This is a genomic window from Dyadobacter sp. CY351 (genome assembly GCF_021502625.1).
GTDB lineage: Bacteria > Bacteroidota > Bacteroidia > Cytophagales > Spirosomataceae > Dyadobacter > Dyadobacter chenhuakuii.
This window is the reverse complement of sequence record NZ_JAKFFU010000010.1, coordinates 33,021-46,441: the sequence shown is the minus strand read 5'-3', so window position 1 is coordinate 46,441 and position 13,421 is coordinate 33,021. Positions and strand designations below refer to the sequence as shown.

At 49.0% G+C, this 13,421-nt stretch carries 8 protein-coding genes; 1 reads left to right on the top strand and 7 read right to left on the bottom strand.

Features of this window, described 5'->3' with window-relative positions; genetic code table 11:
- Window positions 1-5 precede the first annotated feature (5 nt).
- Window positions 6-3,134, bottom strand: coding sequence for a SusC/RagA family TonB-linked outer membrane protein (locus L0660_RS17925; protein WP_235160615.1), 3,129 nt, complete (start codon window positions 3,132-3,134; stop codon window positions 6-8).
- A gap of 371 nt (window positions 3,135-3,505) precedes the next feature.
- On the opposite strand from L0660_RS17925, the gene L0660_RS17920 reads away from it, so the two are divergent.
- Window positions 3,506-4,831, top strand: coding sequence for a S9 family peptidase (locus L0660_RS17920; protein ID WP_235160614.1), 1,326 nt, complete (start codon window positions 3,506-3,508; stop codon window positions 4,829-4,831).
- A 13-nt stretch (window positions 4,832-4,844) separates the two neighbouring features.
- Here the strand turns inward: L0660_RS17920 and L0660_RS17915 are convergent, their stop codons facing one another.
- From L0660_RS17915 to L0660_RS17890, 6 genes are all read right to left on the bottom strand, one after another.
- Window positions 4,845-5,195, bottom strand: coding sequence for a hypothetical protein (locus L0660_RS17915; protein ID WP_235160613.1), 351 nt, complete (start codon window positions 5,193-5,195; stop codon window positions 4,845-4,847).
- 9 nt (window positions 5,196-5,204) lie between these two features.
- Complete coding sequence (locus L0660_RS17910; RefSeq protein WP_235160612.1) at window positions 5,205-5,870, bottom strand: dihydrodipicolinate reductase C-terminal domain-containing protein; 666 nt, start codon at window positions 5,868-5,870, stop codon at window positions 5,205-5,207.
- Between the two features lie 155 nt (window positions 5,871-6,025).
- Window positions 6,026-7,234, bottom strand: coding sequence for an inositol-3-phosphate synthase (locus L0660_RS17905; protein WP_235160611.1), 1,209 nt, complete (start codon window positions 7,232-7,234; stop codon window positions 6,026-6,028).
- A 178-nt stretch (window positions 7,235-7,412) separates the two neighbouring features.
- Window positions 7,413-8,564 carry an efflux RND transporter periplasmic adaptor subunit gene (locus L0660_RS17900; RefSeq protein WP_235160610.1) on the bottom strand — a complete coding sequence of 384 codons (1,152 nt, stop codon included), beginning with the start codon at window positions 8,562-8,564 and terminating at the stop codon, window positions 7,413-7,415.
- A 7-nt stretch (window positions 8,565-8,571) separates the two neighbouring features.
- Entirely contained in the window at window positions 8,572-12,933 is a 4,362-nt protein-coding gene (locus tag L0660_RS17895; protein WP_235160609.1) for a CusA/CzcA family heavy metal efflux RND transporter, read from the bottom strand.
- 95 nt (window positions 12,934-13,028) lie between these two features.
- Window positions 13,029-13,388 (bottom strand): hypothetical protein, encoded by a 360-nt coding sequence (locus L0660_RS17890; protein WP_233797931.1) that lies wholly within the window; start codon window positions 13,386-13,388, stop codon window positions 13,029-13,031.
- Window positions 13,389-13,421: the final 33 nt, after the last annotated feature.

Genomic DNA, 13,421 nt, shown 5'->3' with positions numbered 1-13,421 from the left:
CCGTTTTAAAGTGTAAGATTTAATCCCAATGACCAGGTTTTCATCAGCGGATACACGTTATAAGCGCCTACCGAGCCTTTGTAATCGTATGGATTGTAGAAATTGAACGGGTTCATGGCGACGCCGATCAGTTTGAGGCCGCTCACACCCAGTTTTTTGGAAATATTCTGATTCAAACTGTAAGACACATTCATACTGCGCATGCGGAACACAAATGCGTCGCGGAACCAGAATGATGATGCCACTGAATAAGTGTCGTCGTAATAAGGGTCGGGATAGGCTGCATTAGGATTTTCGGGCGTGTAATGATCAGCCCAGAAAACAGGACGGGAAACGTCTACGGCTGCTTTTTTCCGTGCGTCGCCATCTACAATGCCTTGCCCGCCAAATGATCCTGCGCTAACAACATCCAGCCTGAACCCTTTGAAACCAAAACCCAGCGACAGACCGAAATTGTAATGGTTGTTCTCCTTGTTAGACAGGTAATCCATATCATCTTCGGTGATTTTGCCGTCGGGCGCTTCGTAGCTGCCATCTGTCTGGCGCGGGCCGCGGATATCCTTATAGTAAAGCATGCCAGGCATCGGCGCTCTTCCAAAGATTGTGTAACCATTGTTTTGTTCAAGGAACCGATCCACTTCGTCCTGCGAACGGAACATGCCAAGATATTGGTAACCCATAATTCCGCGGTCGCCCGAACGGCCCGTTGGGTCCAGCCAGGTGCCTACATTCGACGGCGCTACATCCACGAGCACATTCCGGTTGTCGTTCCAGGCTAGGAATGCATTTACATTGTAATCAATGCTCTTGCCGATTTTGCTGCTCCAGCCGGTTGAAAACTCGAAACCGAAAGAATTAATGGTCTCATAATTTTCCGAAGGCATCACCGAACCGATGGTCAGCGGGACGGATGAGGATAATGTCGTGAGCAGGTTGTAGCCGTGATCGTGGTAAAAGTCGAGACCCGCGGTCAGTTTGCTGTTCAGAAAGGATGCGTCCAGACCAATGTTCTTTTTGGTAACATCATCCCAGCGGCCAAAGTAGTTGGGCAGTTTTTCAAGCTTGATCCCCACCGTGCGGTCGCTGTTTCCTCCGAAAACTGCGCCATTGGAAGCCTGGGGCGTATAACGCTGCAACCATTGCCAGTTGGCCGTGCGGTCTCCCCCCAGGAATCCGATGGATGCGCGGAGTTTCAGGAAGTTGATGAAGCTGAGTTTTTCTTTAAATAAATTTTCCTCCGAAAGCACCCAGCCGGCCGAAACCTGAGGGAATGTGCCCCAGCGATATTCGGGGGCAAATTTCGTGGACGCATCGCGACGGAAGGAGACTTCAAGCAAATAGCGTTCTGCAAAACTGTAATTCAACCTGCCGACATAGGAAAGAACGCCGCTTTCGTTCGCTGTGTTCGGGCCGATGTCCTTGGCTCCCAGTGCGGACATTAAATAATCATTTCCGCCTTCAAAAATGCCTTCCTTGAATGTGGCAATGCTTTCTGAGTAAATCTCCGACTGCTCCACCAACGCAAGCGCGCTCACCGAGTGCCGGCCAAAATCGCGTGCATAACTGAGGTTCACATTCATTTGATAGGATTCGGAGTAACCGGGATTGAATCTCAGGCGGTCACCATTGTTGAGCCGCGTGGGCGCATTGGGCGTTCCTCCGTAAATGTGCCGGTTTTCGCCCTCCATCGAGAAACCGTAAGTCTTATAATAGGTGCCAAATTGTTTTCCCCAGTCATTGCCCAGGTTTTTGTTGTAAACCCCGCGCACTTTCAGGCCCTGAACAAACGGCACATTGTATTCCAGATAAGCATTGATATTCAGCACCACATTTCTGGCGCGTGTGTAGTTGTTGAGCTTTTGGGCTTCAAAAAAATGAAAACCGGTTGTAGAAGAACCGCCGGGAAGCAGAACGGGCAAACCATTGACGTAAGGCGGGATAAATTGGGGTGTATTCAAAAGATTTGTTACGTCTTTTTCCACATTCTCACCGCCCTGTTTGAGATAAAATAATTTGTTATCAGACAAATTTCCACTCACGCCCAATCCTACTTTCAGATTTTTGGTGATCTTGACGTCGCTGCTTGCGCGGAAATTCCATTTCTTGTAACTGATGTTGTCTACGTTTCCGTTTTGTGCAAAATAGGTGGCGCCGGCAAAGAATGTGGCCCGCTCCGTTCCTCCGCTGATGTTGATGGCATGCCTTGTATTGAAGGAAGGTTTCCAGGCCATATCAAACCAGTCGTAGTTGTTGTTTCTGAAATGTTCGAGCTCGTCGGGTGAGTAAAATTCGGGATCAGTTGCTGCCAGTCCTCTTGTCCTGTTGAAATCGTTGAGATAAGTGGCGAGCTGGACGCCGTTCATCATTTTGGAGCGGTCCGTGGCTTCGGATACGCCAAATGTGGTGGTGTAATTCACCTGCGGCTTGCCCGCCTTCCCGCGACGTGTGCGCACCACAACCACGCCTAATGCGGCACGTGCCCCATAAACAGCCGCCGCTCCATCTTTGAGGATTGAGAGGTTTTCTATTTCAGAAGCATCCAGCAGCTGGAAATCAGCCTCGGTGCGGATCACATCATCTATAATGTAAAGGGGCGAATTGCTGCCGCCGTCTTTCGAGGCTTTGGTAGGGTTACGGATCACGATGGAAGCAGGCGTTCCCGGCCGCGCCGAACCGCCGCTTACCGAAACTCCCGGTAACTTGCCCACAAGCGCCGACGAAATGTCGCCGACCGGCAGCTCGTCGATCTCATTGATCTTCACCGTTGCCACAGCGCCTGTTAAATGCGAGCGCTTTTGTTCGCCATAACCCACCACAACCACATCTTCCAGCGCCTTCACGTCCGGCTCCAAAGCCACTTCCACCATTGAGCGGTTGCCGATCTCGACGGTTTGTTTCATAAAACCGACATAGCTGATAATAATCGATTTCCCATCCGCCGGAAGGCTGAGTGAAAATTTCCCTTCGCCGTCCGTAGTGGTGCCCTGCGTCGTTCCTGCAACAAGAACGGAAACGCCTGCCATGGCTTCTTTGGAAGCTGCATCGGTCACGACGCCCTTCAACTGGCGGTTCTGCGCAGTTCCGGAAAAGGACACGGCGAAAAGAAATAGAAAAAGTAGAAAAGCCCTTGCCATATTCATCGAACGATTTAAAATAAAACTATTTCAATACAACTTCGATTGTCCATTGATAAAGTACAATAGAAACCCTGTTCAAGTCTATTTATACAGAATCTGGTAAGCAAGATAATTTTCGATTTTATTTCTGCACACGTTACCGGGAACGATTGCAAAGGGCAAAAGTAAATGTTCGAAATTAAACGAAAGTGTTAAATTGACACAATGTGTTATAATCCAAAATATCCAAAGGTGACAAAAAGCAAACGTTTGAAATTGCACTTTCTTAATAAAGACAATCCGGGATGAAACAAAGGTTTTCTAAACAGGATCTTCGCCGATAGATTTGAACACTGTCTTACTTATAGGAACAATGTAAAATCAATCCTATGCAAAAATTTACAAAGCCACCGTTTCATACATCTGCCAGGAGGTGGATGATCTGTTGCATACTGTCTGCCAGCTACTTAGCATCTGCGCAACAGCAAGCCGCGAACCGCCCGACGATGGTTGCGGGTTTTCCGGTCAATTATTCCGAAGATTCAGCAGGCACTTACACCCTGCCCGATCCGCTGAAAACCAATGACGGGCGGAAAGTGACCAGTGCTGAGGTTTGGACGAAAAAGCGTCGGCCAGAAATTGTGAAGTTGTTTGAAGAATCACAATTTGGTAAAATGCCCGGACGCCCGGTGGATATGCACTTTACCGTTTTTGATAAAGGAACGCCTGCATTCAATGGGAAAGCGACCCGCAAGCAGGTTACGGTTTACTTTACCAAAGACACGGCAGACCATAAAATGAACCTGGTCATATACACACCGACGGCGGCGACCAAACCCGTTCCGTTGCTGATGAACATTTCATTTATTGCTTATAATCAGCTGATTGATGATCCCGGTCTGATGATCGGCAATGTCTGGAATAAAGAGGGCCAGCGTGTGAAAGCGGATAAGCCTACGGCATTTGGGAAAATGAATGTAGAGCAGTTTATGGATGCCGGCTTTGGGTTTGCAACGGTTTATTACGGCGATATCGAGCCCGATTTTAAAGATGGCATCAAGCACGGAATCCGCAGCGTTCATTTAAAACCCGGACAAACACAGACGGCAGCCGACGAGTGGGGCGCCATAGCAGCATGGGGCTGGGGACTGAGCCGTGCTATGGATTATTTCGAAACGGACAAATCCATTGACAGCAAGCGTGTTGCATTGCAAGGTGCTTCGCGTTTGGGGAAAACAGTGCTATGGGCGGGAGCGCATGATCCGCGTTACAAAGTCATTATCGCCAGCATTTCCGGCGAAGGCGGCGCGGCGCTGAGCAGGCGGCATTATGGCGAAACAATCCAGCACATTTCTGATCCGAGCCGGTATTTATATCAGTTTGCGCCCAAATACCATGACTATGCGGCCGATGTAAACAGCTTGCCCGTGGACGGACATATGCTGATATCTCTGATTGCACCCAGACCATTGCTGCTCCAGACAGGCAGCACCGATTACTGGTCGGATCCGAAGGGCGAGTTTTTAGCGGCTGTTGCAGCAGCTCCGGTTTATAAGTTATTTAAGGAAAAAGGCCCCCAAACGACGGTTATGCCTGCCGCGGGTGACACCTCCTTACTCATGAATGAGCTTGGTTACTTCATGCACGACGGCGGACACAGCGTGCTCCCCGGCGACTGGACGCACATCATTAATTATATGAAAAAGTATTTGTAAGAGCGGTCGCTTCCTAAGTATTGAAAGCTCTTTTGATGAAACCGCCCAAAAAACTGGCAACGAATGTCAGGATGAGCGAGCCGTACAGACTGAAATTTTCCAGCTCTTGCCGGGCTGTGTTTTCGGGTAAACTGGTAAAGAGGAAGTAACCTGCCAGCATAAGGATGCATTGTAATAATGCTAAAAACCAGCCTTTGCGGGGTTCTGCAAATCCCAAAGAAACGGCGGTCAGCACGGCAACAATGTAGGGTAAATGAATGCTTTCCGCGCCCTTAATAACCGCAACAACAATCGCGCTGCCAGCAATCACGATCACGGAGCCGATCATTAGTTTCTTATCAAAAAAGGATGCTTTCGTATTCATGTGCTTGGGCTATTGCATTAATTCCAGAACATTATAGCGCCTGTTTTCTAGGTCAGTTTTCAATATCAAATCAATAATCTGACTTACGCCGGCTGCATAAGACGCATGGCCAAGCACTTTTGTTTCAATGGTCAACGCATCATTGCCATCCTGGATAGTGATTTTATGATAAGCGTGTTTACCAAGAAATTCATCCGGAATACCGATTTCGATGGATTGTGTTTCAGGTTCCCGTACGGAAACGATCTGATCAACCGGAAATGCGAGCGAATTGGCAAAATTATAAGCCGTCCCGGGTTCGGTCTGTTTCGCGGCCTGATGCGATTCTGTAATGGATATCTGGTAATCCTTGAAATGCCTCCCAAACTGACCTAACATAGCCATGGTCCGGAGCATTAGCATGGAAGTATTCGGGCAAATAATGAGTGGAAAATTGGGTGTCATATGTTCCGTTTCCAAGCCAGTGGAGAGCTCGATGAAAGCAGAACCTGTTTGCTGACAGAACCTTATGCATTCAACAATCTGTCGCCCGGAACCGCAATGCAGGACCATTGCCTTTTCCGTTGTTTGCTGAAATTCCGGTTCCCAGGGAATGAGCGAGCAGTTTTGAAAGGTCGCAGCAGCCGAAAGAATTGCACTTGCCAACTTACCCGAACCAACAACAAACACTTTCATTTTCTACAACTATTTAAACCTTAATTTCTTCCCGTTGCCTGGATCATGTGCATATGATCCAGGCAACGAATATTCAGAAGAAATGGTCAGGAATGCAAACGAAACCCGGGTTAGGAAAGCTAAAACCAGAATCTGGATGCGTATTTATACATTGGTTACTCTGCTACGGCCGTTTTCGCCAGCTGCTTGCGTGTAGAGTCGGTAAGCTTGCGATTGGCAAGGGCATGGCATTCATAAATGGCATCGCTGAACATCATTTGCTCGGGCGGTGTTTTTTGGGTTGAAGCGGACGGACCTCTTAATGCACCTACCAGCCCCATTTCCCGCGCAACATACACGTAACGAATGGCATCAATGACCACGCCCGCCGAGTTGGGTGAGTCCTGAACCGAAAGCTGCGCGTCCAGGATCACAGGCGCTCCCATGAAGCCTTCGAGTTCCAGCCGGAAATTGGCCACTTTATTATCGCCATAATAAGCAATGTATTCCGACGGTCCCGCGTGCAGGAAGCTGTCCTGCGTGGAAATGCCGCGAATGTCGTTTTGCGCGCGGATGACATTCTCTTTGGAAATTTTCTTTGATTTGAGACGCGCCTTGTCTTCCATATTCAGGAAGTCGGTGTTGCCGCCTACATTGCGCTGAATGTGCGCCTTCACATGATGTCCACGCTCGAAAGCCAGTTCCTGTAACATTTGAGAAACAATGCTGGCGCCAAACTGGCTGCGCATATCGTCACCAATGATCGGAATGCCTGCATCGACGAAACGCTGTTCCCACTGCGGATCGGAAGCAATGAAAACCGGAATGCAATTCACCAGCGAGATGCCCAGTTCAAGGCAGATCTCAGCGTAAAATTCGGTTGCCAGCTGTGATCCAACCGGCAGATAATTAATCAGCACTTCTGCTTCATGCTGCCTGAGTTGCGCTACAATTTTACTGCGCATGGAGGCTACCAGATCCTTATTATACTGCTCGCTTTGCGCCAGGAGATCCGTTTCTGCCAACTCACTCTTGATCACAAAACGGTCCTCAGCCGGGTATGCTGCCATTTGCGGTGAAACACCATCCAGAACGGGCGACGGGTACACGGGCGCATCGGATTTGATGTCACTATTGAGGACAATTGTGCAGTTGGGTTTAGCAAAAATGGCTTCTCTTAAAGGCAAGCCGATCTTTCTTTCATCCACTTCAAAAGCGCAGACAAATTCAATGTCAGCCGCTTTATAACCCCCGATATCGTCTGCCATTAACCCCGATTTAAGTTCGGAAAACGTGGTGTAATATTCAACGCCCTGCACCAATGAACTCGCACAATTCCCAACGCCAACAATGGCAACCTTAATTCGTCCGGATCTATTCGACATTTGTATTTTTTGTTTAAATTATACTTTTTCAAACCGGGCATATTTTTTCAGTTTAATCTTGAAATAAATAGGCCTTTCAATACAAATAAAGCAGTTTTATCGCGTATTTTAAACTTTTTATGAATTTTATGCAAACGTTTGCAATTTTATGAACCAGTTTGCACTATAACAATAAACCCTAGCCATCCTTTTCTGTATTCTTGATCTTCATTAGCAATGCGTAAGCGTTCTTCACAACGAGCCTGGTGCTGTCGTCGATGCCGGTTGCTTCGATTTGTTGCTTGCCCTGGTTAATGACGCCGGGTTTGACGTGGATCATTTCAAAATTGCCGCTGCCGTTGTCGGTGAAAACGTAAAATTTGTTCTCCCAGCGCACGAGTGCATCCTCAGGAACGGTTAGTGCTTTTTTATTGCTGACCGACACCTCGCCGTTCATGAACATACCCGGCACGAGCGCCGAATTGTATTTTGTAAAATGGCAGTGCACCTCCGCCATCCTGTCCTGGTCGAGGCTTTTGGTGATCAGGATAATTTCAGCCTGGAATTTCTTTGACGGATCGCCATTGGTAAATGCGGTAACGCGCTGGCCTACCGACAACGCGCCGAGGTCCTTTTCAAACACATTCAAAACCAGATGAATGTCGCTCGGATTTACAAGCTCAAACAGCATATCCGTAGGCGCGGTGTATTTGCCCACATTGACATTGACTTTGGAAACGAAACCATTGATAGGCGATTTAATGGACACACTTTTGGAAATTTTGTCGGCTTTGAGGTGGGCCGGATCAATGCCGATCACTTCGAGTTTTTGTGCCAATGCGCTCGCTAGTATGCGCTGGGTTTCCATTTCGGCCCTGGCTTGCTGAAAGACGCGGTCACTGCTGGCCTTGCTCGCATTCAGGTCGCGCTGGCGGTTGAACTCGGATTCTGCCAGAAGCAGCTTTTCCTTGGCGGTGAGATAATCCTGTTGGAGCTGGATAAACTGCATATCCTCCAATTCGGCAAGCACCTCGCCCTTGCGCACGTGCATGCCCGGAAGCATTCTGGTGGATTTCAAATAACCGCCGAGCGGAAAGCTGAGGCTAATCGTGCTTTGCGGCGGCACGTCGATTTTCCCTTGCAGCGACAATACGCCGCTGATATCTTCCATTGCAGGCGTACCCACTTCTATGCCCACGCTTTTCTGCTGTGCATCGCTAATGGACACCATTTTTTCCGTTTGTGCAGAATCTGAAGCGGCGCTTTCCGGCTGTTCGGTTTCCCTTGAAGTCTTATCCGTGCAGGAAACCATGAGCAGCAAGCTCAGGCAAATAATGATATGATTTTTCATTTTCATGTTATGAGTTGTTCAGTTTCAACCATTCGATTACAGCCAGATTATAGCTGTTCAATGCATTGATATATTCGTTTTTAATCGTGATCGCCTGGTCGGCGAGAAGAGCCCATTGCAGAAAATCAATGTCGCCTTCCTGGAACTGCTGGTCGGCGGTGGTAATGATCAAGTCTGCGTTTTTGAGGCCCTGGCCTTCGTAATATTCCAGGCTCTGCCGGAATTTCCGTATCTGCTGACGGGCATTATCGAGCTCATTACGCAGCCTCAAACTAATGAGGTCCGATTGCTTTTGATTCCTTTCCCAATCGAGTTTTGCAGCAGCCACACGGGCATTGTGGGCTTTGAAAAACAACGGTATACCAATGCCCGCACTGACATAACCAAACCTTTTCCCCGCACCGTAATTAAGCTCCTGCCCCCGCACGACCTGCGGCCCGATGAGTGTCTGATTGTTATAGCCAATGGTGAAATCCGGCAGCAGTTTCGACTTTTCCGTTTGCCAGCGATAACGGGCTGCATCCTGCTGATGACGGGCCAGTTCCATCAACGGCAGCTCTTGCATAGCTGTCGAGTCGGATAATGTCAACGGGTCATTTATCCTGGCACGATCCGCTTTTGGCACGTAAGATTTTGAATCCTGCAACAGGAAATTGAACTGTCTGGCCGCGATTTCCAGGTCATTGTTGATCAGGTTCAATTGATTGGTTATCTGTTGCCTGCGTGTTTCGGCGGCTGTTTTTTCCAAAACATTGGCAGCTCCTTTCTCAAAACGGAGATTCGATTTTGTCTCAAATAACCGGTAAACACTATCTGCGTAAACGAGCAACCGCCTGCGTTCGGTGAGGGAAGTATATTCAAAAAACAGTTGGCGCACATGGGCACGGATTTCCTGTTCGGTAAGCCTTGTGGTGGCCCGGGCGGCGAGAAAATTAGCTTCCAGCACTTTTCGCTGATTGGCATAAACGGTTGGAAAACTAAATGTTTGACTAATCCCGATGCGGTTGTCCTTGTTAATGCTGTTAACCTGGCCGTAATCTGCACTGACATTTGTCTTGGCCATATCAAACGAGCTGGATTGCAGGCGTTCGCTTGCGTTTTCAGCCAGCCGGTCGCTTTTTATCTGCAAATTTTTATTCAGGGCCAACTGAATGGCAGAGTCCAGGCCAATGGGCGTTTGCGCGGTTTGGGAGAAACCAATGTGGGCAAAGCAAATCAGCAGCAATGTTAATGCTGGTTGAAGCCCTTTGATCTTTGGTTTTTTATCAAACAACAAATACAAACCCGGCAGCACAAAAAGCGTGAGCAATGTGGCGCTGATCAGCCCGCCTATCACCACCGTTGCCAGCGGGCGCTGCACCTCCGCTCCTGCACCATTGCTGAGCGCCATTGGCAAAAACCCGAGCGAAGCAACCGAGGCTGTCATCAACACCGGGCGAAGGCGGTTGCGCGTGCCGGTCATCACCACTTCCCATGCATCATGGATCAAGCCTTCCTTCCGGATCCTGTTGAACTCGGAAAGCAGCACAATGCCATTGAGCACCGCTACGCCAAACAATGCGATGAAGCCAACGCCAGCCGAAATACTGAACGGCATCCCGCGCAACGCAAGCCCGAAAACGCCGCCGATTGCCGAAAGGGGAATGGCCGTGTAGATCAGCAAACCGTCTTTGACCGAAGAAAATGCAAAATAAAGCATGATGAATATCAATAGCAGCGCGATGGGGACGGCGATCATAAGCCGGGATTTTGCTTGTTGTAGATTTTCGAATGCACCGCCGTAAGTAATGCTGTACCCAGGCTCGAATTTCATTTTTGCGTCCACCTTATCCTGCAACTCTTCCACAATAGACTGCACATCTCTCCCCCGGACATTGAAACCAACAATGATCCGCCTGCGCGTATTCTCGCGCTGGATCTGGTTCGGGCCTTCCACTTCCTGAATGCTGGCGACCTGGTAAAGCGGGATCTGAACGCCGCCGGGCGTGGTGATAAGCAGGTTTTGGACATCCGTAATGTTCCTCCGGCCTTCGTTACCGACCCGTACGACGAGGTCGAATTTCTTTTCACCTTCATAGATCTGCCCTGCGGCAGCTCCGGCGAAAGCTGCGTTAATGGTGCGGTTTACATCATCAATGTTCATGCCGTACTTGGCAATTTCATTCCGGTTGAATTCTATCACAACCTGCGGCATCCCGGTCACTTTTTCAATGTACCAATCCGCCGTTCCGGCGACGGTTTTGGAAATGCTGCCGAGTTGTTCGGCATAGGCAGCAAGCTTGTCGAGGTCTTCGCCGAATATTTTACAAACCACATCCTGCTTGGCTCCGGTCATCAACTCGTTGAAACGCATTTGAACCGGATACTGAAAGCCTGTTGTCACGCCGGGCATCACTTCCTGCGCCGTAGCAGCCATTTTGCTGGCCAGGTCAGGGAATGTTTTCGCACTTTTCCACTCGGCTTTATTCTTTAATACAATGATCATGTCACCGCCTTCAATGGGCATGGGATCGGTGGGAATTTCGGCGCTTCCGATGCGGGACACTATTTTTTCGACCTCGGGATAGTCGGCTTTCAGCTTTTCGGAAATGACTTTGAATGCGTCAATAGTCGTGCTGAGGTTAGTGCCGACGAGCAGCCTTGTTTCAGTGGCGAAATCACCTTCTTCGAGTTGCGGGATAAATTCTCCGCCCATTTGTGTAAATAAGAACACGGCAAAGCCGAACAATGCAAAAGCGGAAACGACAAGCGTTTTCCTGATCCTTAATGCGCCGGACAGCAAGCGGGCATAACCGTTTTCCAGCCGTGTCATAATGCGGCCTGAGAAATTTGGTTTGTGCACGATCTTTTTGCTGATAAGCAATGCACTGATCATGGGAATGTAGGTTAGTGATAAAATGAATGCACCCATGACTGCGAATGCAACCGTCTGTGCCATAGGCTTGAACATTTTACCTTCGATGCCGGAAAGCGAAAGAATGGGCAGATAAACGATCAGGATAATGATCTGGCCGAACACCGCGGCATTCATCATCCGGGATGCCGAGCCCGTAACTTCCTCATCCATTTCTGCCTGTGTAACCCTTTCTGTATTGACATATTTTTTGGAGAAATGCATGTGATGCAAAATCGCCTCTACAATGATCACCGCGCCATCCACGATCAGGCCGAAATCAAGCGCGCCCAGGCTCATCAGGTTGCCGCTAACGCCGAAAAGATTCATCATTGTGATGGCAAACAGCATGGAAAGCGGGATTACGGAAGCCACAATCAGCCCCGCACGCAGGTTACCCAGGAAAAGAACGAGTATCAGAACCACGATGAGGGCACCCTCCAGCAGATTGTGCTCTACTGTTCCAATGGCGTTATTCACCATCTTGGTCCGGTCCAGAAACGGCTCGATTTCCATGCCTTCGGGCAATGTTTTCTGGATTTCGGCTACACGCAACTTTACATTTTTGATTACCTCGGAAGAATTTCCGCCTTTCAGCATCATCACAATGCCACCTGCGAGCTCACCCTTGCCCGCCATCGTGAGCGCACCATAACGAATGGCTGAACCGAGCCGCACATCTGCAACGTGGCTGATGAGCACCGGCGTGCCGTTATTCGTATTCTTCACCACAATCTTCCGAATGTCATCCATCGAACCGGCCAGCCCGACGCTTCGTATATACATTACAGTGGGACCTTTCTCTATATACGCGCCGCCTGTATTCTGGTTGTTCCGGCTTAGCGCAGTGAAGACGTCGCTGATTGAAATGTTCAGCGCTTTGAGGTTGGCGGGGATCACGGCGACCTCATATTGTTTCAGATCGCCGCCGAATGTGGACACGTCTGCAACTCCCGGCGTGCCGAGCAATTGTCTGCGTACGATCCAATCCTGCGTGGTGCGCAGGTCGGCGAGTGAATATTTTTTCTCAAAACCATCTTTGGGTTTCAGTACATACTGGTAGATCTCCCCCAGCCCGGTTGTGGCCGGCGCAAGCTGCGGCGTATTGGCATCATCAGTGATTTCTACTTGCGAGAGCCTTTCTGTAACCTGCTGCCGCGCCCAATACACATCGGATTCGTCATCAAAAACAATGCTGATGAGCGAAAGCCCGAAGCGGGACATACTGCGACTTTCTTTGAGGCCGGGAATGTTGCTGATGGCCTGCTCGATGGGAAAAGTAATGAGGCGCTCCACGTCTTCGGCGCCTAATGACGGTGCGGTGGTAATGACCTGCACCTGGTTATTGGTAATGTCGGGAACGGCATCTATGGGCAACTGTGTAACTTCATACGTGCCGTAAATAACCCACAGCAGCATGAATATCCCAATTACCAGTTTGTTCTTCACAGAGAACCGGATAATCTTGTTCAGCATATCGAATCAAAATAAATATATAGCAAATGAGGCCATATGCGCCCGGATGGAGCACAAATGGTGTTCAGGATCGAATCCTTAACATTGATATATATTTAAACTCGGGGCGGGCGAAAGAGGGAGCCCAGCGTTGTGTTGTACGCGACCTGAGGCTGGTCGGGGCCGTAATCGGCCTTGCTGATGGGTTGTGAATGGTGTACAAAAGTGAACCGTTCCGGGTGGGCAACGAAGAAGAAACTGGCATGGTGCATTTCAATCTTTTTGAAAGGCAGCTGCATATCCTTTTCGTCGTCATTATCGTTCAGATCTTCGCCCCAGTAATGCATGGAAAGGAAGTCCACGAAACTCACATTCTGATCCAGTGATTTGTGTTCGAGAAAATGCTTGATAAGCGACGGCGCCTTCATCACCTGATACAAGGATGTTGTATCAAGAATGACAATCGTCAGGAGCATATTTCGGATAAACCTTTTCACGGCCTAAAAATA